Consider the following 20890-nt stretch of genomic DNA (forward strand, 5'->3'; position numbering starts at 1 on the left):
CCCTCCACTTATTATTGAGAAGCCCAATCGGCCGGGTATGTGACATAAATAAATCGGGCATCACCTTCAACTGAAAATTTAATACTTGAACTCTTAGGGATAAAAATTATCTCACCAGGCCCTGCAGAAATTCGACGCCCTTCGATTAAAACGCTAAGGGTTCCGTCAATAATATAATCAACTTCATCATACTCAAGTGTCCAATCAAACGTGGTATCTTTCATCACCATTAGGCCACAACCTAATCGCGGACTTTCCTCTAACGTAACTAAATCTTTACAGTAAACACGATCACTTGAATTACCAGTGTCTAAACGGTCCTCCTCGGAAACTTGCAATGTTGGCAACTTAACCGCCAAAACACCACTTGGATCAACTGTTTTTGTATAATCAGATAATGATCCCAACTTTTCTAATAACACACTTCTGACCATCTTTTCAATCAATTCTTTTTGGTTATTTTCAATCATTTTGTCACAACCTCACCTTTTTTTGCTAAACGATTAGACATAAACATAGCTACAAAAATAGCTGTTAAGCCACCTACTAACTTACCAACAATCATAGGAAAAATCATATCGCGAGCAACTCCTGCTGTAAAACCTAGATGATCTCCCAATACAAATGCTGCTGAAACTGCAAAAGCCACGTTAATAATTTTACCGCGATCATCCATATCCTTCATCATTTGAAACATCGGAATGCTATTAGCCATTGTTGCAATCAGGCCTGCGGCGGCTGTTTCATTCATATCTAAGACTTTTCCCAGTCCCATTAACGGTTTCTTAAAGACACGGGTAATTACTTCTACTAAAACAAAGGCACCGGCTAAAGTCAGCGCTATACCACCAACCGTTTCAATCCCATCTGTGACTGGAGCAGTCCCTTTAATCAGCGTAATGCCAACTAATTGTTCAATTGCTCCAACAACTAAACCAAATATGGCAACAATTACCACACCTTTACCAAAAATAGTAAAACCTTTAATCATTCCATCTGGAATAAACCATAATCCTAACATAATCAACGCTGCAACAATCACAATTGGTACAAGATTTTTCAAAATCATCACAACATCAAAACCAGCAACCAAGCCACCAACAAATGCACCAATCGGAATAGTAATCATTCCAGATAATACTCCTGTTGCCAAAAATTGATGATCTTTCTTTTCAATAATTCCTAATGCTACAGGAATCGTAAAAACGATTGTCGGCCCCATCATCGCACCTAAAATTGTTCCTGCAAACAACCCAGCTTCTGGTGTTTGAGCCATTTCAATAGCTAACGGAAACCCACCCATATCATTCGCCAAAATAGTTGTCGCAAACATTGCTGGATCGGCACCTAATGCTGTATAAAGAGGTACAACAACCGGTTTCAAAATTGAAGCTAAAACAGGAGCAAGGGTAATAATCCCCACCATTGATAGTGCTAATGATCCCATAGCCATAATACCTTCTTCAAACTGATTGCCTAACCCAAATTTATTTCCTAAACAATAGTCAACACCACCAATCACCATAAAGATAACAATGATATACATGATAATTTCATTTATGCCCATAATAATTATTTACCTCCTTCGAATACTCTTATAGGATGTGCCATGCTAATTTGATCGCTCGACAGAATCAATAATTCCCACAATAGTCGCATCAACTGGTATTGTGTCATCTTCAAGTGCAACGCGAGCTGAACTACCGGTGGTCACTAACACTTGGTCACCAAATCCTGCCCCAGCATTATCTGCAGCCACTAATACTTTGCCATCTTGATTCTGAGTTTGCTCAATTTCTACAAGTAGAAATTTTAACCCATTTAATCTATCATTTTTACGCGTTGCCCAAAGGCTACCTGAGACTGTTCCAATTAACATAACGACGCCTCTTTTCATTTTTTTATTAAAGTTAGTTGATGCTCTTTAAGAAAATCTTTTGCTAGAGGGGTAATGATAGTTTCCTCTTTCACTGTAATAATTGTACTTCCTTCAATCATTAATTGCTGTAATTGAGTGACAGAAAGCACTTTTTGAGACCCTTGCTCCTTAAAATCTCGTAAAAAAATAGCACCATATCGTTGCCAAACTTCTTCATATTCATTAATTTGCTTCCTTATTGAATAAGGGTAGCTAACCAATTCCCTACCATATTCTCGACCTGAGTGACTAACAAAAACCTCTCTTTTTGCCATCATTTGTGCCAAAATTACTTCTTCTTCAGCATCTCTGGGTGTCATTTGTGCGACTCTAGACAGCCGTTCAACTGATAACTCAGCCACGCAAAGTGCAGTCCCTTGAGATAGTTTTGAAACAAGCTGATACCCTGATTCCGTTAACATTTGCACAAGTCTAGTCGATGGCTGGCCTATCACAAAAATGCTGGTCTTACCTGACTGTTCTTCATTTTCCAACATTTCTATTTTTTTAATGACCTTATCAGTAATAAATGCTACTAGTTGTTCAAACTCATTCATGGCCTTGATCCCTTTTGATGATTGTTCCTCGAATCCCTTTTGAAAAGCCGCAAGCATTGGCCTCATCATAATCAATATGCATAAAGGTTGCAAACTTTGGGCTTACGCGAATCACAACATCATCAAAAATTAGAGGTCTACTTCCTCTTACTTTGACTTGTACGATCTCACCTTGAGTAACATTTGCTGAAAGTGCATCTTCTTCTGTCATATGAACATGACGTTTAGCAACGATTAAACCTTGACAAAGCTGAACCGACTGACTTCCATTTAAAAGTAGTATTCCCGGAGTATTAGCAATATTTCCACTCTCTCTAACTGGAACTCTAATCCCTAATGAAAGAGCATCCGTTGCAGAAATCTCAACTTGTGATTGACTTCTTTCAGGTCCTAAAATACTGACATTATGAATAGCAGATTTCGGACCTACTAAAGTAATACGTTCCTTGCACGCAAATTGACCAGGCTGTGATAGGTCCTTTACTTTAGTCAATTGATAACCTTCACCAAATAACGCATCAATTGTCTTACGATCCAGATGAACATGACGGCCACTTGCTTCTACTTCAAACTCGAGATTCGGTTTTAACCTTGACACAACTTCACTAACAATTTGTTCTAATATTGCTTCATTCATTTAACTATCCCTCCTTTTAGCGCAATGCCTCTTTTTTATTACTCTTCTAATTCGTTCAAATAGGCTGACAAACATCGACAAGCTTCTTGTAAATCACTTCTTGTCGTATTCCCAAATCTATCAGTAATAAATTGATTCATGAAAATTTCTAATTCTTGTGCACGGTACTTCAAACTCGCAAGATTTAATGATAATTCTGATAGTTCATACGTTATTTCTGTCTTTTCTAAAAAAGGTAGCGTAGTATCTGCCAAGACAGTCAGTTTAATCACTTTGGATGTCTCACAACTAATAATTATCTGGTCCACAGCAGTCAAAGCAAGCGACAATTTTTTTACTAGTTTGCTAGCATTACTTACTGCGGCCTCACGCTGTACCTTAACCATCTCCACTTTAAATATCTGCCACTTAATTTTTACTAATCTTGCATTATCTATATCAATTTTAGGACTTGAATTCGCTGTATTCACAGTCTCTTTGCTAGATAGCATCGACTCACCTTGCTCATCTTTCATATTCAAGGTAATACCACGCTCATTTAAGAAACTTTTAGCTGATGGTGTCAAGATCGTTTTTGGTTCGATGCTTAATTCTGTCATTGGCTGTGTCCGTAACAGTTGTCGAACCATAGATTCAGTTAAGACTGCCATGACCTCACATCCTTTTCTTAAATCGCAAGGGTATCCTATGAAAGATACCCCTGCACTATTATCTGATACTCATTATTTTTCGATCATTTTTGGTAAAATATCATCAACTTCTGAATGAGGGCGTGGAATGACATGAACTGACAATAAATCTCCCACACGCTCAGCTGCCGCAGCACCAGCATCTGTCGCTGCCTTAACAGCCCCAACATCTCCACGAACCATGACAGTAACTAATCCACCACCAACCTGTTCTTTCCCAATTAGTGTCACATTAGCTGCTTTAACCATTGCATCTGCTGCTTCTATAGCTGCTACTAACCCTTTAGTTTCAATCATTCCTAATGCATTTGCGTTCATAATAATATTCCTCCTAATTTATGTTTGTTTTTATGTTTTAATTCTCTAAAACCCTTAATTCATTTTTGCTAAAACTGCTTCAACAATTTGTGAGATCATCTCATCATTACTGCCTCGCCCTGATACAACACTTTTTTCATCAACCATGTGAGCATCGTCACCTCTCAGCTCCTCCAACTCTCTCACACCATAGGCCACACGTCTAACATTGAAAAGATTTTCTGGGCCGATGTTATCTGAAGTTGAACTTCCCCCCACAGCTCCACACCCCAAGGTCAACGCAGGCATTAGATTTGTAGATGCCCCAATACCGCCTAAAGCACCTCCCGTGTTAACTAACAAACGAGAAACTGGTTTTTTCAAACCAAATTCTTTCACGACTTCTTCATCTTCAGTGTGGATAATCATCGTGTGACCAGCTCCTTCATGATTGAGAATATCAATACTCAAATGGCATGCTTCCTCCCAGTCTTTCGTCGTATAAAAAGCTAAAATAGGGGCTAATTTTTCACGAGAATAAGGGATTTTGGCTCCCACACGAGCTTCCTCTGCAATCAATACTCGAATCCCTTTAGGAATATTCAAACCGGTCAATTCAGCAATGGCTTGAACTGATTTTCCAACTATTTGTGGATTCATCGAGCCGTTCGCCCTCATAATGAATTTCTCTAAAATGGCCGCTTCTTCTTTTGATAAAAAGTAAGCGCCATTCTTCTTAAATTCTCGCATGACTTTTTCTTTACTAACTTCTTCAACTACGACTGATTGTTCTGAGGCACAAATTGTCCCATTATCAAATGTTTTTGAATCCATAATATGCTTAACCGCCAGCGGAATGTTGGCAGTCCGCTCGATAAAAGCTGGCCCATTACCTGGTCCAACACCAATTGCTGGCGTGCCAGATGAATAAGCTGCCTTAACCATAGCGGAACCACCCGTCGCTAAAATTAGGTTTGTCAAGCGGTGCTTCATCAACTCATCTGTCCCTTGAATAGTTGGTGTATTCATGACACTAATTGCTCCTGCAGGACATCCTGCTTTAACAGCTGCTTCTCTTAATAATTTGACCGTTTCGAGTATACTCGTGAGAGCGTTTGGATGAGGTGAAAAAACAATACTGTTTCCAGCTTTAATAGCAATCAGCGCTTTGTAAATAACTGTAGAAGTAGGATTGGTAGAAGGTATTAAGCCAGCCACAATCCCTACGGGTACCGCTACATTAGTAATTTTATTCATTGGGTCTTCTGAAATGACCCCCACTGTTTTCATCTGTCTAATTGCTTGCCAAACAGATCGAGCCGCAAAAGAATTTTTCACTACTTTATCTTGCCAAATCCCAAAACCAGTCTCATCTCGAGCCATTTTTGCTAGTTTCACTCTATTATCATATGCGACATCTGACATTGCCTGACAAATTGTATCAATTTTCTCTTGAGAGAATGTTGCAAGTTCCTTTTGAGCCAGATTGGCCTCTACTAAAAGATCTCGCACTTCCTGAATAGACAGCAAATCTTTATCTGCTAGTTTAACCAAATTTCAGCCCTCCTTTATTTCTTTTTCTGTGGTGACTCTTTTTTCTTAGATCGCTTCTTAACTTCCTTCAACTTGACGTCATGACTAATTTCTTCTGCTACAGCCGTCTCCACTGTCGAATTCAGCTTTTCTTGATTATCAGGCTCTGTAGATTCTAACACTACCTCGTCTTGCACCTGATTCTCTAAACTAGCCACTTCTTTTTGCTGATGACCACTCTTACTGACCATTTGAGCAGCCTCTACTGATAAGCGTGGAATAACGTGACTTGAAAGAAGACAATTTAAATTGCGAGCCGCGATCGCACCCGATTCAACGGCAACTTTAACAGCCGCAACATCCCCAGACAATTGAATGGTAGTCAAACCACCGCGAATTTTCTCAGCATTTATCAGTTCAACCTCTGCCGTTTTTAACGCCACATCAGTCGCTGCAATTGCACCTAAAAAGCCTTTTACTTCGATTAACCCCAGTGCTTGAATTGCCAAAATTTCAGCCTCCTTTCCTCTTGATGTTCCCCCTAGTACATTTTGGGATTAGCGGCAACAAGTGCTACAGCTTGTGCAAAAGCATCACAAGCCGCTTTACAAGCTGATTGGCTGCCAGTCAACAAACCGCCACCAAAGTTCGTTTCTGATGGAGGACCATAAAAAGCGGCAACACTAACATCTGCGGCTTTGACTGCAGCATCCAAGCCATACATAGCCTCTAACGGTGGTGCAATCAAATAAGCTAACGCCTCACCTTCTGCAATTCCTGCTTCTTTCGACAAATGAGTACCTGTCCTAGAAATCAGTTGCGCATAGTACGGTACACTATTATCCTCATTTGCACTGATAAATCCAGAGCTATTCTCTATCTCATAAACCACAACGTCTAAACCACTCTTTACCTCCGCTGGCGTTGGCCCTGCAATAATTCCAATGACTTCCCCAGCCAATTTTGTATTTGCGTTGTCCGCCCCTGCGTACATACTACGAGCATAAACAACGTCAACTGCGGCTTTTTTTGTCGCTTCATCTAATGCAACGTACGTAACATCATCGCAGTCAGATGTGATTAATCCAATACTACGATGCTTTTGGGGATCTAGATTTAAAGCTTTTGCCATCCCGGCATCTACATTCGCAATGATTTTGGCACTTAAAACATTGGCACCTAATGACTCATTAATCATTTACATTTCCTCCTTGTTTCTCTTATTTCAATGAGTAGCTTTAACTACGTTCTTTTCGTTATTCTGACTCTTTTAGTGCAATTCCTGATTTTTTCTTTTCGATAATATTCTTAATAACTTCTGCGATATATGCACCCGCTTCAACAGCTGGTGTTCCACCCTTTTGAATATTAGAGATAACCGTTCTATTTGCTTCTGGCATTCCAATAGTCGGTTTATAAGCCAGATAAGCGCTCATTGATTCAGCTGTTACTAGACCTGGTCGCTCGCCAATCAACATGCATACGCAATCCGCATCAGTCAGTTCACCAATCTCGTCCATTGCACCTACTCGAGAATATTTTACAAAAATCGTAAGATCAAAGTCTAAATTAAACATTTTCAATCCTTGTTTGATTGCAGGGAGTACATCTCTGATATTAGCCTCAATTGCAGCTGAACTTAGACCATCTCCCACCACAATTTGAACCTTTGCACCATGCGTCGTTTTTTCCTTAATCAATTGACGTGTTTCTTCATCAAATTGACGTCCTAAATCAGGTCGAGTAACATATTCATCCTTATCTTGACACTTTGTTTGTACTGAAATAAATCCCATTTCCTGGACGAGTTCTTCCGATACATCAGAAAATACCGCATCCTGAGCCGCAGCATGGTCTGCTCTAAATCGAAGCATTGACTGCGTTTTATAACGAGGTCCTGCTCGCCATAGCCCTAGTCTTGCCGGAGTATAAGATTTCATACGTAAATAGCCTTCTTCATCATGAGCATTAGGAACTAAAAATTGTTTACGGATATCAACCTCTGTAATATCTGGTATATACCCATCTTCAATTTCACAACTAGCCGTCCCGTCTGTTGATTGCTTTACCGTTTCCTGAACTGCCGTGGCAGTAATTCCAGATTCCTGACTTTCCTGAACAGTCATTTCTGCTAAAACCGTTTCTATAATTGCTTTCAAGCTTTTTTCATCTACCATTTTAATGTTGAACCCCCTTTACTATTTTAAGAAAATTGAAGCATCACCAGCGATATCAGTTAAGCATCCATTTTCCATAATTCCCATTTTCTCTAACCAATGTTCAAATTCACGAGTTGGTCGTTTGTTAAGCATATGTCTCAAAGTAGCGGTCTCATGGAAACCAGTTGTTTGATAATTCAGCATAATATCATCTGCATGAGGGATTCCCATAACAAAGTTAACATTAGCTAATGCTAAAAGAGAGGCTAAATTTTCAGCATCATTTTGATCTGCTTTCATGTGATTCGTGTAGCACACATCTACTCCCATTGAAATCCCCGATAATTTACCCATAAAATGATCTTCTAAGCCAGCACGAATAACTTGTTTAGAATCATATAAATATTCAGGCCCAATAAAGCCAACAACTGTATTTACCATAAATGGATCATATCGTTTGGCAAAACCATAACACCGAGCTTCCATCGTCACTTGATCAGTATCAAAATGAGCATCAGAAGATAATTCTGAGCCTTGTCCCGTTTCAAAATACATCACATTTGGACCAACAACCGCCCCCGTCTCCAATGCTAACGCTTTAGCTTCTGCGATATCATCTCCTGTAAAACCGAAAGCCGTATTACCTTTTTCTGAACCCGCAATTGATTGAAAGACTAAACCAGTCGGCGTTCCTTTTTTCATTGCTTCAATTTGAGTTTTAACGTGTGCTAACACACAAGTTTGAGTGGGAATATCCCATTCTTCTTTAAATTCCTCAAACTTATTTAGAATACGCATGACACTCTCAGTCGAATCATCAACTGGATTTAGGCCAATAACTGCATCACCAATCCCGAATGATAGTCCTTCCATAACAGAGGCCATAATCCCATCAATATTATCCGTTGTATGATTAGGCTGTAGCCGACACGATAACCGACCAGATTCGCCAATCGTTGTATTAGCTGTTTTAATCACTCTTATTTTCTGCGCCGCATAAATCAAATCCATATTCGACATTAGCTTCGTTACAGCAGCAACCATTTCAGCAGTCAACCCACGCCCAATTTGCTTAATATCATAGTCAGTTGTTTTGAAATCTAAAATATACTCGCGTAACTCTTCAACTGTCCAACGCTTGATTTTGTCATAAGCACGTTTATTAACATCATCAATAATAATCCGAGTGACTTCATCTGTTTCATAAGGAACCATTGGATTATTAAATAAATCTTGAAGCTGCAACTGAGCAAGGACAACTTTTGCCGCCACTCTTTCCTCAGCTGATCGAGCCGCAACTCCCGCTAAGGTATCCCCTGATTTCACTTCATTTGCCTTGGCTAGGACTTCTTTTACTGATTTAAATTCATACATCGTTCCAAAAAGCTTAGTTTTTAAAATCATCTTCTTTTTTCCTCCTTAAAGTTAGTAGTCCGCAATCACTGATACGATCTCTAATTAAAAATTAACGTTTTCACAACAACAGGTAAGACACTCCCAGCAGCAACTGGTTGACCAATATCAAGATAATCGCCATTCTCAACTCGCACACTATCAATACAAACAAATGGATAGTCCTTAGGCAATAAACTATGCAAACATTGTCCTAAGGATTTTGCCATATCTTGCTGGACACTAATAACTAACGTTGCTTGCCGCACTATCATATCGTCTAACCCGCTGACGATCGCATTAGCATAATCCAAGACCCGTTGAAAGCTCGGATTCATCTCTCCTTCTATCCCTAAAGCAACTTCTTGAAAATCCGTTTCTAACTGGTACCATTGAAGTTTTTTTATGATGGCTGAAGCCATTTCTTGACTCGTCCCCATTTCATCTTGTGTACTCAGCTTGAGCACGGGCAAATTTTTAATTGGCAATACCTCTTGACGGTAAGTTATCGTACTACCACTAATTTCGGCAGTATGCGAGCCAGCTCCAACAACGGTTGCTCGAATAGTTTCAACTGACTTAACTACTGGAATGTCGATTACCAGTCGAGAATGGGCAATTGCATAGCCTAAAAGTAACCCAATATCACCATATCTGAATGCATCAACAGGCAACTCTTTAACAAGACAGTCAGCAACCCCGCCAGAAAAGGAAATAGCGTTAATCTTCCGATTAGATTCAAGACCTTTATTCGTGATAATTTGTCGATAATAGGGACTTTCTTCACCAATACCAACACTATTTTCAAGTAAAGTCGCCATAATTTTAACAATTGGTAGTAATTCTTCGACAGTAACCTGTTGCCCTACTTTTAGTGACAGTGATTCTTGATCAATGATTGAAGCTATTTTTGGCGCTATGTACGTAATCGTATTTGTTGCTGATTCCACTCTAATCAAGCGACCTCCAATATCTAAGCAACCTGTATCAAAGATTTCATCATCATAAAAAAGTGCCAAATTGGTCGTCCCACCTCCAATATCTAGGTTAACTACAGAGGTGTGATGTTCTTTCGAGTAAGTCTGAGCCCCAGCTCCTCGTCCAGCAATAATACTTTCCAAATCAGGACCTGCTGTTGCAACAACAAAGTCGCCAGCAAAACCACTCAGAGCTTGAAGAACATTACTAGAATTTTCTTTACGTGCTGTTTCCCCAGTAATAATTACTGCCCCAATTTGAATCTCGTTTTTGTCAATTCCAGCATTTTTATATTGAGTCTCCACAAATAGTTTAATCGCGTCAACATCAATCAAATTACTAGCTAACATTGGTGTAAAAATAATGTCACTTCTAAAGACAACCTGCTTATCTGTAATCGTAATTCGCGGAATTGTAAAAGCTGAAGCCATGTTTTGAATGTAAAGCTTAGATATAATCATCTGTGTCGTTGATGTTCCCAAATCTATCCCAACACTCAAGACCGTTTCTTCAGACATGTATTCCCCTCCTTTCGTCATTTTTTCAAATAAAAAGACACTTAAAATAGATCCATCATCAATAATGGAGTTCATTTAAGCGTCTTTGCTTAGTTTAACAAACAGCAGTGTTTGTTGGTATTTAATTATCACTGCTTAAAATAAAAGCGAGTGGTGGTACCGGATTTGTTTGATTTAATATGTAACTTCCCTCGTAATTTTTCCTTAACATAACTTGAGACTATTTGTAACCCCAGACTATTCTTATGGGCTTTCTTCGATTGATAGCCCACTCCATTATCTTGAATAATTACAGAAATAGTCCCATCATCAATTTTAGTTACCTCAATTTGAATTAAATTCTGAGGATGCTCCTCAACAAACCCATGTTCAAAACTATTTTGTAATAGTTCATTAACAATCAACGCAACCGTGACTGTTTTATCACTGTCTAAAAAAACCGTGTCATCAATGTATTTTTCAAGCGCAATTTGCTTGCTTCCTAAAAATGAACGGTGAACATTATTAATTGTTAAGTCTAGTACTGAAACTAAAGATATGTCGTCAGCTAACTGCTTAGAAAGTAATTCATGAGCGGTTGAAATTGCTAATATCCGTGATTCACTTTCCCGCAGTAATTTCTTAACCTCATCACTTTCACTTCGACGACTTTGAATTCTTAGTAAAGAGACAATACTTTGGAGATTATTCTTAACTCGGTGATGAATTTCTTTAATAGCTACCGACTTTGTAATAATTTCAACCTCTTTATTATAAATTTCAGTTTTATCATGTAAAATCATGCTAAATATCTCAGTCTCATCATCAAAAAAACGCGTCATCTTAAAATGAGTTTCCCCAAAAAAGATTTCTTTTTCCGCTACTTCGTCCCATTTCTCTGCGTTTCTTAAATACAATAATTGCTCAAAAGTAGACGTATCAAGGGATAAATTATCATAATGAAAACCATGAATTTTTTCCATATAACCAAAGTGATAGTAATAAGATTCTGCTACCTCATTATTGATTATCAAATAGCCTTCATTATCAAAAATTAAAATTGCTTCATCTAATTTATTTATCAATGTTTTATAAAACATCATCGGCTGATTAGACTGGCCTTTTTTTATAGGATACTTTTCTTCATCTGGTAAATAGTAACTCTCTTCCATTCGATCATTGACAGGCGCTTCGATAATCAACACACCAATGTTTCGTTGATTATTACGAATGGGAAAGACTTTTTGACGTATTAAACGATTTTCCTGTGTTTTTGCCAAAAGCCCTTCAGTATTTAAGGACGTTTCAAAGGTACGATAAACCCCTGGCTCATTTAGACGTTTCGCTACTTTACCGACAACTGTTTCTTGATAGATAGATTCTTTTAGCGCTGGACGACGATGATAAACAACTATTGCTTCATCTGTCACATCCGATAAAATATCAATAAAGACATCTTCATTTTGATAACGAATACTCTTTTCAATACTTTTCGCTTCTTTAATGATTTCTTCAATATCAGTGGCTGTAAACTCTGAGTACTTATGGCACAATCGTCTGATATCATCCTCAACCATTTGCAATCACAATCATTTCGGCAACATCAATCATTGGGCACCTTTTGTCCATACTTAACTTCCGAATTTGCTGATATGCTGTTTCCTCATTGATCGTGTGATTGAACATTAAGATTCCTTTTGCCTTTTCAATCATTTTTCGATGCTCTAATTTTTCTGACAAGTTACTGACATCTCGCTCTAACTTGCTGACTTCATTTCCTTTAGCTATTGCCATCTCAACCATAGGTATGAAAGACTTCTCATCCAAGGGTTTTACTAAATAGCCTACTGCACCAAACGCCATAGCCTTTTGACGATTAACCTCATCACTATAAGCCGTTAACATTAAAATTGACTTAACTAATTTTTCACTCATAATTTTCTTCCCGGCATTTAAACCGTCAAGCAATGGCATCTGCACATCCATTATGACTAAATCTGGACGTTCGCGCTTGCACATCTCAATTGCCTCAAAGCCGTCTGCTGCTTCGCCAACTACATCGTAATTGGCCAATTCTAACATGTCTCTCAGGTCTACTCTCGTTAGAGGTTCATCATCAACTATGATAATTCTTCCATTCACGATACCCACTCCCTGCCATTAAAAATTTCACTATAATAAAAACACCTATGTTTTAGTGACCACCGTACTAGAAAATCCCAAAATAGCCTTCAGCCCTTCTACAACAGCATTCAGAGCTGATTCAATAGAAGATAGGTCGCCCGTAATAACCACCGAACCACTAAAGCGATCAACAAACCCGATCTCAATATCTCCAGCTTTAGCAGCAATATCAACTGCGATAATAGACGCTTCGCTTGGAGTAATCGTTAAAATTCCAATAGCTCCACTGGTCGCCAGAATGCCCAACTTTTCATAGCTATCGGTCGTTGGATTTGCGATAATATGAGCCATCGTTACTTGTTTTCCCGGCACATACTCTTGAATTAAACGTTGTTTATCACTCATCTAAACGCCTTCTTTCCACTATCTGCTTGAATTATAAGCCAGTTTCCTCATAACTGTCAAAACAAACTTAAAATAATTTGCTTAACTTGTTCCTTTGTTGGTTGAACAGGATTGGTACGAGTCGTTGGATCTAACAATGCCTCTTGTTCAACTTGGTGCAACTCTGATTGATATGTTTCCCGGATAAAGCCGGCCTCTAAAAATGAAGCGGGCATTTCTAATTTTTGTCTTAAATCAATCACTTCATTAACAAGATGACGAACTCCCACTTTTCCATGAGAGTTAGCTAAGCCTTGTTTACGAGCCAATTGAGCATACTTATCAAGTGCGCGTTGACTCTCATTCGCATTGAATTGAATAATACTAGGTAGCAATACACCATTAATTCTACCATGAGGCATATGTAATTTACCTCCGAGCGTGTGTGCAATACCGTGGCATAATCCTAACGATGCCTGATTGAATGCCATACCAGCAATACAAGAAGCATAATGAACTTTCTCCCGTGCCTCCATATCTTCACCGTTTCTATAAGCTCGTTCTAAATACTTAAAAATCAACTCAGCAGCTTTTTCAGCCAATGCATCAGAAAAGTCGTTGGCACCTGTTGAAACATAAGCCTCAAGTGCATGAGTTAACACATCCATTCCTGTATCAGCAGTGATTTTGGGTGGGACCGTTTTTACTAAACGAGCATCTAAAATTGCTTTATCAGGCTGCAATAGCTCATCCACCAGCGGATATTTTAACCCAACACTCGGATTAGTAATAACTGCAAAATTCGTGACCTCAGAACCAGTCCCACTAGTCGTCGGAATGACAATCATCGCTAATTCAGAGATGATTTCAAGCTTAATTCCAAAAAACTTAATAGCTTTGGCTGCATCAATTGCTGACCCACCTCCAAAAGCGATCATGAGAGTTGGCTTAAAGCTGGCTAATGTTGCCACCCCACTCACTACGTTATCTATCGTCGGATCTGGCACAATATCAGTGAACACATCATAGATATTGGACTCGTTTATATGATTGGTCACAAAATCAATCAAGTGAGAGTCAACCATAAATTTATCTGTCACTATGCAAATTCGCTCATTCGAATACTCTCCCAAACAAACCAAAGCATCATTACCAATAAAAATATGCGTATTAAAATTTAATTGCTCCATCTTTCCACCTCCGAAAAAATACAAAAAGCTACCTAAAAAAGACCAGTTTCGACCTTTTAGGTAGCGTCATTGCCAACTAAAACTTAAAAATTCAAAATAAAAAAGGCAGTAGGAGCACGTCATTGTGCCAAGACTTACTTCTTAGTAAGTCATTTCCTTTTGCCTAATGTTTTATCACACGTCTATGTGCTGAGAGCTTGTTGCATCTCTTAGTAACGCACTCATAATAAATTGATTCGTTCAATTTAACTTGTCAGTCGGCACACTTGAATAAAACAATAGGCAATTCTTTAGTTAGCTCAAAAGCCAACCATACCTTCTGTTTTACCACGAAACAGTAAGTACCTGGTTAAGAATAGAAAGACCTGACTTAAAGCCGAAGCTCATTACAGTGGCGGGACCGTGTTGGATTTACACCAAACTTCCATCTATTTAAAACCTTAGACAATCTTTATCACACATTCATATTAGCATAACAAAAAAAAGAATACAACAGCTAACGAATTATTTTCCCAAAAAATAATTACCGCTTTCAACCATTGATTTAGAACACTTTCTATATATTCTTTTTAGAGCTCATTAATTATAAAACACTTGACTGTTACGGCGATAATTAATATCAGGTCGTCCTTCACGGAAGTTAACAAGACGTGCAGCAGCAAAAAAATAATCCGACAACCTGTTTAAAAATATTAGCACATCTGTATTTATTTCCTCTTCAAGACTTGTCGCAACCACATACCGCTCTGCACGGCGAGCAATCGTTCGAGCAACATGTAACTGGCTTGCGATCGGATCACCTCCAGGTAAAATAAATTCCTTAATTTCTGGCGGTGAGACTGCATACTTATCAATACAGCTTTCTAGCCATTTGGTTGGTACCTCATCCGTTCGATAGCCTTTTGAACTGTTTGGTGTTGCCATATCTGTCCCGCAATCAAACAAAATTTGTTGAATCTCAATTAAATCTTTCTTTATATCAGGACTACTCTTCATCTGACTAATAATCACACCAATATAAGAATTTAATTCATCTGTTGTCCCATATGCTACCACTCGATTGGCACATTTTTTTACTTTTTCACCACCAATAATACTTGTGTCACCTTTATCACCAGTCTTTGTATAGATTTTCATCTTAACCCTCCTTTAAAAATGATAACAAGTCCTCTACTCCTTGATTGGTCAACGCTGATAATTGAAAAACCGTCTGGACTCCCGCAGCTAGCAAACTGGCTTCCGTCATTTGTATCTCCTTTTCGGTAGTAGCTAGATCAATTTTAGTTACAATCCCAATACTTGGTTTAGAAAACATGGTCGCAAATCCTGGCGGAAAGGTATTAAAATTTTCATTAACACTTTGAAGTAACCCGATGACATCTGCTTGTGCTGAGGTTACTTGAAGCGCACTGTAATATTGGCGTCTTTGAGTAAACTCACCTGGCGTGTCAATGATATCAAGCCCATGCTCAATCGCTTGTGTCTTTTGATAGACTATTTCAGAGCCCTGTAATCGCTGTGTCAGGCTTGTTTTTCCCGTTCCAACAGCTCCAACTAACATAATCTTCTTCATAACAACACCTCTCGCCTCTTTTTATTATGACCGTGTTATAGTTGCTCCTTTAATATGTAACAATGAATCCAGCGTCATTATCACAGCCTGTAATCCAGCTTCAACGGCTGTCACATCTCCAGCCATTACAACTGCACCACTGAACCGATCCATAAAAGCAATTTTAACATTAGCTGCTTTTGTTGCAACATCGGAAGCCACAATTGCCGCTTCACTTGGTGTAATTGTTAAAATACCTAGGGCCTGATGTTGAAACTCCAAAATCCCTATTTTTTCGTAAACTTTTTGATCTGGACTTGCAATGATATGAGCAATTGTTACTTGTCTTCCAGGAACTGATTCTTGAATCACACGTTGTTTCTCTTCCAAAGATCCTCACCTCACTCTTTCTTTAAAACTTACTTCTACCCAAGTCTCTTTCACGATTAATTAGCGATAAAGATACCAATCAGCTGATTCTTGAACGCTTTTCCATAATCGACGTGGAATGACTAATCGTTGTCTCTCCTTGCCAGTCAATTCAGTTTCCACTAATTCAATTGGCGTTCCTTTTAACACTAGTTTAGCCCACTCAGGCTGCAAAACAAATGGACGACAGGCAGAAACCAGTTGACACCGATCCAAAGCCATATCAACCTCTGCTGATTGCAATAAATTTCCGCAACCAATAATCGGAACATTCGGAGACATCACTTTTAACATCTCTAATAAATCAACTAACTGTGACTCAATCATCACTTTTTGTAAAATATTCTGACTCGTCACATGGAGGTAATCTAATGGATAGTCATTTAAAGCTTGAATAATCAATAAACTATCATAAAAACTCTCTTGACGCTTGGCTCTATCGGTCACCATAGTATCTTCAAGTGACAATCTAAGCCCCAAAGCAAATGGTTGCTTTGCATAACTCGCAACCACCCTTTTTCCTCTTTCAATAATTTTGCACAAAAATCGGAGACGATTGCTCAAACTGCCACCCCAACGATCCTTACGTTGATTCCAACTAGGCATTAAAAATTGTTGAGGTAAATATGAATTTGAAGCATGAATTTCAACTCCATCAAAACCAGCTTTAATAGCTCGAATAATAGCTTGCTCATAATCCTGAATGATGGTCTCAATTCCTTCCTCATTCAACTCATCATAACAAACTGGACCCAAGTTATCAGACTCTTTGCTGACACAAACGTATCGAGGTTGCTTGACAAAGTATGTCATACCACCTCCATGATACAGCTGTAAGAAGGCTTTAGTTCCAGACTGTTGTACCGCTTTAGCTACTTGCTTTAAGCTAGAAAGTTGGTAATCATGACTGACTCCTAAGCCATATTCATAAGCTTTTCCAGTTGAACTTACATAAGCTGACGCAACCACTATCGCTGCTACATCACCAGTTCGCTTGGCAAAAAAAGCTAATTCATTTGTTGATACGAGGCCATTTAAAGTGCTATCCAGTGTTGAAATTGGCGCAAAGAATAATCGATTTTTTAACTTTACTCCCGATGATAGTATCAACGGTTCGTCAACTCTCATTTAGTTCACCTCACTTATCCAATTAACTGCTAGAAAAAAAACGACGCAAAAAAGAAGGAACTCTTTTGCATCGTTGCATTCTGTATTATCTTACACCCTTGTAAGCGTCATCTCAACAATTATCATAGCAAATGTTCGAAGATCAGTCAAAGATAAAATATTTTTCACAAACAATAACACCAATTATTTGTTATAAAAAACCGCTAATTGGTTGATTATTTCTTACATTCTTTAACTATTTTGGCTTCTTAAAAATTAAATCACCAGTTAATTAGTATTGATTTAGTTAATGTCAGGGCTTACAATGAAACTGACAATGGCGTCTACACTAAAAATAGAAAAGATGTAGGTGATAAAATGTTATTAGAAAAAATCCATAATTCAGGAATTGTCGGAGCAGGTGGTGCTGGTTTTCCGACAGCCAAAAAACTTAATGCTAAAGCAGAATACTTAATTATTAATGCTGCAGAATGTGAACCCTTACTTAAAACGGATCATTATGTCATGAAACATTTTGCAGAAAAATGTATTCAAGCAATTACAGAAGTTGGTAAAAGCGTCGAAGCAGAAAAGATTGTGATTGTTACAAAAGAGCATTACAAAGAAGAAATCGCCTCTTTAACACAAGCAATTGAATCATTTGATGCCCCAATAACTATACACACTATGGGAAATTTTTATCCAGCTGGAGATGAACAAATCATGGTGTTTGAAGTCACTGGCAGGACTGTTCCCCCTGGTGGCATACCCTTGCAAGTTGGTTGCGTCGTCTCAAATATCACAACCATGCTTAACGTTTACCATGCATTCGTTAATGAGCAACCTTTAACCGAAAAATTGTTAACCATAACTGGTGCAGTTAATCATCCAACAATGTTGTCAGTTCCCATTGGTACGCCTTTTTCAAAGTGTCTAGAGCTAGCTGGTGGCACCCCACTAACACAATTCATCTTTTTAAACGGTGGACCGATGATGGGTAAGATCGGCAATCATACAAACTTCGATGATCAAGTTGTAACTAAAACTACCTCTGGCATTATTATTCTTGAAGAGCGAGAGTACTTGTATAAACTACACGAAAGACAGATGATTCAAATTATTAATCAGGCAAAGTCCTCCTGTATTCAATGTACCCTTTGTACGGATCTCTGTCCGAGGTATCAAATTGGGCACCCACTTCACCCGCACCAGGTAATGAGACACCTTTCGATGACTGAAGTTCCTGCTGATATAGACGATGACCCTGTTTGGAAGCAAGCCGTACTTTGTTGTGAATGCGGAATTTGTGAAGTAATTGCCTGCCCGATGTCTTTATCACCTCGTCAAGTTAACATTTATGTTAAACAGCGCTTAGCAGAAAAAGGCATTCGTTATGCGTATGATGGACAAGAATTAACACCACAACCAATGCGTGATTATCAAAAGACACCACCGAAAAACATTTTATTAAAAATGGGACTTGAAAAATATGCTGATAATGATTTAACTCATTTAATCTCTTATGAAGCCGATGAGGTCTTTATTCCAACAAAAATGCATATCGGAGCACCTTGTCAACCAGTCGTTGAAAAAGGACAACATGTCAAAAAAGGACAGCTAATTGCAACTTTAGATAATGACGCTCTTGGTGCCCCTATTCATGCAAGTATTAGCGGAGAAGTCATCGCTATCGGTGATCAGCTCATCCATATTCGAAAGGTCGTGGCATAAATGATGGAAATTGATACACTTGGTTTTTTAGAGCTTAATAGTATCGCCAAAGGGATTGAGGCAGTGGACTTTATGCTAAAAGCAGCTGATTGTGAATTAATCTCAGCAAAGGCTAGTTGTCCAGGTAAATATTATATTCTAATTTCTGGTAAAGTAGATTCAATTGATCGTTCAATCAGTGAAGGCGCTAGGATTGGTGGTATGCACGTTGTTGGTAAACTTGTAATCCCTAGAATCAACCCACAAGTTATTCGTGCAATTAATATGACACATGTTCCAGAAAATGCTCAAGCAGTGGGCGCCATCGAATACTATTCAGCGGCAGGTTCTATTATTGCTGCTGACTATGCAGTAAAAGCCGCCGATGTTGATCTCATTAGTTTACAATTAGCTACCGGAATTGCTGGCAAGTCTTTTGTTGTTTTGACTGGCGATGTTGATGCTGTTAAAGCAGCTGTTCATGCAGGAGTTGAAGGAGCCAAAGATGAGGCAATGATCATTAACCATATTGTTCTACCTAATCCTCGAAAAGAATTGATTAATAGTTTAGTATTTTAAGTCTAGACTTCACAAACATAACCAAGTAAGATAGAATTAAGACACGCAATAACATTATTTGGAGGAATAGAAATGAAAGAATTATCAAAAGTATCACGTTTACTGAGTCTCTTAATTGTTGGGTCATTAGTAATTTTAGTTGGCTGCAGTAAAAATGAGCAAGAAACAGGAACTGAGTCAAGCAAAGCGGCTAACTCCACTACTCAAACAAGTACAGTTGAAGAAATCAGTGTGACAATTAGCTTGATTCAAGATGAAAAAGAAGCAAATAAAAAAACAATTACAGTTTCTAAAGATAGCAATCTGATGGAGGTTGTACAAGAAAATTTTGATGTTAAAGAAAAAGACGGTATGATCACTTCTATCGATGGTGTCGAACAAAACACTACTGACGGCACTTATTGGACCTATATGATAAACGATGAGATGGTTAATACAGGAGCCAAAGACACTCCCTTAGCAGATGGCGATAAAGTAGTGTTCACCTATGCTAAATTCTAATAATAAAACAGCCTTTTCTGTTAAAGAAATTGCCAATTTATCATTAATGGTCGCGGCTTGCGTTGTCGGTCGATTGATGTTTCAATTTATTCCAAACGTTCAACCAATGACCTCTATTTTATTAATTATGACTCTGAATCGCGGATTAAAACAAGGGTTAATTGTCAGTCTTTTGTCAGTCATTGTAACCAATCTCTACTTAGGGATGGGCGTCTGGACTCTAGCCCAATTAGCTAGTTATGCAGCAATCTTGATTGTTTTTTATCTACTTGGAAAGTTGCCATTTTTTAAGAAAAACTTGATTTTACAAGCCTTTTTTAGTTTTTTAGCCGGTTTTTTATACGGTCTAATTATTAGTTTAGTTAGCTATAAACTATACGGAATTACCGCGTTCTTGCCCTACTACATTCAAGGACTATCCTTTGATTTTTTACATGCCATTGGGAATGTCGGGTTCTATCTCATACTAGCACCACTTTTTAAACAACTTTTGAACAAGTATGATACTCGCTAAAACCTAATTCAAAAAAGAAGAGGGTGGGACAAACACTCATGAGGGCTATCGCCCTCACCAAACAGAATGAAAACAAAAGTGATCGACCTACAGACGATTTCCTGTCATAATAAAAGTGACAGGAGTGGCTTTGTAGGTCGATC

Annotated in this window: 25 protein-coding genes and 1 riboswitch; of the genes, 4 read left to right on the forward strand and 21 right to left on the reverse strand. The window is 38.4% G+C overall.

Translation table 11 applies throughout. The features are described from left to right. Positions 1-11: 11 nt before the first annotated feature. The 21 genes from AC5KOD_RS07045 to AC5KOD_RS07145 form a co-directional block, all read right to left on the reverse strand. Positions 12-470 (reverse strand): cupin domain-containing protein, encoded by a 459-nt coding sequence (locus AC5KOD_RS07045; protein ID WP_496913835.1) that lies wholly within the window; start codon positions 468-470, stop codon positions 12-14. Further along, on the reverse strand, positions 467-1567 hold the full coding sequence (gene eutH, locus AC5KOD_RS07050) for an ethanolamine utilization protein EutH (protein ID WP_496913836.1): 1101 nt from the start codon (positions 1565-1567) through the stop codon (positions 467-469). Before eutH ends, AC5KOD_RS07045 begins: the two co-directional genes overlap by 4 nt. Before the next feature lie 45 nt (positions 1568-1612). Beyond that, positions 1613-1879, reverse strand: coding sequence for a EutN/CcmL family microcompartment protein (locus AC5KOD_RS07055; RefSeq protein WP_496913837.1), 267 nt, complete (start codon positions 1877-1879; stop codon positions 1613-1615). Positions 1880-1893: 14 nt separating this feature from the next. After that, positions 1894-2475: a hypothetical protein gene (locus AC5KOD_RS07060; RefSeq protein ID WP_496913838.1), complete on the reverse strand. Its 582-nt coding sequence runs from the start codon at positions 2473-2475 to the stop codon at positions 1894-1896. After that, on the reverse strand, positions 2468-3112 hold the full coding sequence (eutD, locus tag AC5KOD_RS07065) for an ethanolamine utilization phosphate acetyltransferase EutD (RefSeq protein ID WP_496913839.1): 645 nt from the start codon (positions 3110-3112) through the stop codon (positions 2468-2470). The genes AC5KOD_RS07060 and eutD overlap by 8 nt, the downstream gene beginning before the upstream one ends. Before the next feature lie 38 nt (positions 3113-3150). Then, complete coding sequence (locus tag AC5KOD_RS07070; RefSeq protein ID WP_496913840.1) at positions 3151-3762, reverse strand: hypothetical protein; 612 nt, start codon at positions 3760-3762, stop codon at positions 3151-3153. A 72-nt stretch (positions 3763-3834) separates the two neighbouring features. Next, positions 3835-4119, reverse strand: coding sequence for an ethanolamine utilization microcompartment protein EutM (eutM, locus tag AC5KOD_RS07075; protein WP_496913841.1), 285 nt, complete (start codon positions 4117-4119; stop codon positions 3835-3837). 54 nt (positions 4120-4173) lie between these two features. Continuing rightward, positions 4174-5652 (reverse strand): acetaldehyde dehydrogenase (acetylating), encoded by a 1479-nt coding sequence (locus tag AC5KOD_RS07080; RefSeq protein ID WP_496913842.1) that lies wholly within the window; start codon positions 5650-5652, stop codon positions 4174-4176. A 14-nt stretch (positions 5653-5666) separates the two neighbouring features. Continuing rightward, positions 5667-6140: a BMC domain-containing protein gene (locus AC5KOD_RS07085; RefSeq protein WP_496913843.1), complete on the reverse strand. Its 474-nt coding sequence runs from the start codon at positions 6138-6140 to the stop codon at positions 5667-5669. A 32-nt stretch (positions 6141-6172) separates the two neighbouring features. Then, positions 6173-6829 (reverse strand): ethanolamine utilization microcompartment protein EutL, encoded by a 657-nt coding sequence (gene eutL, locus AC5KOD_RS07090; RefSeq protein ID WP_496913844.1) that lies wholly within the window; start codon positions 6827-6829, stop codon positions 6173-6175. 58 nt (positions 6830-6887) lie between these two features. Next, positions 6888-7808, reverse strand: a complete 921-nt coding sequence (gene eutC, locus AC5KOD_RS07095; protein ID WP_496913845.1) for an ethanolamine ammonia-lyase subunit EutC — start codon at positions 7806-7808, stop codon at positions 6888-6890. Between the two features lie 21 nt (positions 7809-7829). Then, complete coding sequence (locus AC5KOD_RS07100; RefSeq protein WP_496913846.1) at positions 7830-9194, reverse strand: ethanolamine ammonia-lyase subunit EutB; 1365 nt, start codon at positions 9192-9194, stop codon at positions 7830-7832. A 50-nt stretch (positions 9195-9244) separates the two neighbouring features. After that, positions 9245-10678: an ethanolamine ammonia-lyase reactivating factor EutA gene (eutA, locus tag AC5KOD_RS07105; protein ID WP_496913847.1), complete on the reverse strand. Its 1434-nt coding sequence runs from the start codon at positions 10676-10678 to the stop codon at positions 9245-9247. 128 nt (positions 10679-10806) lie between these two features. Further along, complete coding sequence (locus AC5KOD_RS07110) at positions 10807-12234, reverse strand: sensor histidine kinase (protein WP_496913848.1); 1428 nt, start codon at positions 12232-12234, stop codon at positions 10807-10809. Beyond that, complete coding sequence (locus AC5KOD_RS07115) at positions 12227-12799, reverse strand: ANTAR domain-containing response regulator (protein ID WP_496913849.1); 573 nt, start codon at positions 12797-12799, stop codon at positions 12227-12229. Before AC5KOD_RS07115 ends, AC5KOD_RS07110 begins: the two co-directional genes overlap by 8 nt. A gap of 45 nt (positions 12800-12844) precedes the next feature. Next, a complete protein-coding gene (locus AC5KOD_RS07120; RefSeq protein WP_496913850.1) occupies positions 12845-13186 on the reverse strand; it encodes a BMC domain-containing protein in 342 nt (113 codons plus the stop codon). Between the two features lie 56 nt (positions 13187-13242). Then, positions 13243-14355, reverse strand: a complete 1113-nt coding sequence (locus AC5KOD_RS07125) for a 1-propanol dehydrogenase PduQ (RefSeq protein ID WP_496913851.1) — start codon at positions 14353-14355, stop codon at positions 13243-13245. A gap of 309 nt (positions 14356-14664) precedes the next feature. Continuing rightward, positions 14665-14809: riboswitch (adenosylcobalamin (AdoCbl) riboswitch) on the reverse strand. A 125-nt stretch (positions 14810-14934) separates the two neighbouring features. Then, positions 14935-15492 carry a cob(I)yrinic acid a,c-diamide adenosyltransferase gene (locus AC5KOD_RS07130; protein ID WP_496913852.1) on the reverse strand — a complete coding sequence of 186 codons (558 nt, stop codon included), beginning with the start codon at positions 15490-15492 and terminating at the stop codon, positions 14935-14937. A gap of 1 nt (position 15493) precedes the next feature. Beyond that, the gene (locus tag AC5KOD_RS07135; protein WP_496913853.1) at positions 15494-15928 is read right to left on the reverse strand and encodes a EutP/PduV family microcompartment system protein; all 435 of its coding nucleotides are present in this window, start codon (positions 15926-15928) and stop codon (positions 15494-15496) included. Between the two features lie 24 nt (positions 15929-15952). Further along, positions 15953-16297: a BMC domain-containing protein gene (locus AC5KOD_RS07140; protein ID WP_496913854.1), complete on the reverse strand. Its 345-nt coding sequence runs from the start codon at positions 16295-16297 to the stop codon at positions 15953-15955. Between the two features lie 60 nt (positions 16298-16357). Further along, positions 16358-17464 (reverse strand): oxidoreductase, encoded by a 1107-nt coding sequence (locus AC5KOD_RS07145; protein ID WP_496913855.1) that lies wholly within the window; start codon positions 17462-17464, stop codon positions 16358-16360. Between the two features lie 357 nt (positions 17465-17821). Between AC5KOD_RS07145 and AC5KOD_RS07150 the strand changes: the two genes are divergently transcribed. From AC5KOD_RS07150 to AC5KOD_RS07165, 4 genes are all read left to right on the forward strand, one after another. Next, positions 17822-19174: a 4Fe-4S dicluster domain-containing protein gene (locus tag AC5KOD_RS07150; RefSeq protein ID WP_496913856.1), complete on the forward strand. Its 1353-nt coding sequence runs from the start codon at positions 17822-17824 to the stop codon at positions 19172-19174. Next, complete coding sequence (locus tag AC5KOD_RS07155; RefSeq protein ID WP_496913857.1) at positions 19175-19732, forward strand: BMC domain-containing protein; 558 nt, start codon at positions 19175-19177, stop codon at positions 19730-19732. A 72-nt stretch (positions 19733-19804) separates the two neighbouring features. Continuing rightward, positions 19805-20233, forward strand: coding sequence for a DUF4430 domain-containing protein (locus AC5KOD_RS07160; protein WP_496913858.1), 429 nt, complete (start codon positions 19805-19807; stop codon positions 20231-20233). Continuing rightward, positions 20220-20747 carry an ECF transporter S component gene (locus AC5KOD_RS07165; RefSeq protein WP_496913859.1) on the forward strand — a complete coding sequence of 176 codons (528 nt, stop codon included), beginning with the start codon at positions 20220-20222 and terminating at the stop codon, positions 20745-20747. Before AC5KOD_RS07160 ends, AC5KOD_RS07165 begins: the two co-directional genes overlap by 14 nt. The last annotated feature ends 143 nt before the right edge of the window (positions 20748-20890 follow it).

Source organism: Vagococcus sp. WN80Y (assembly GCF_059621045.1).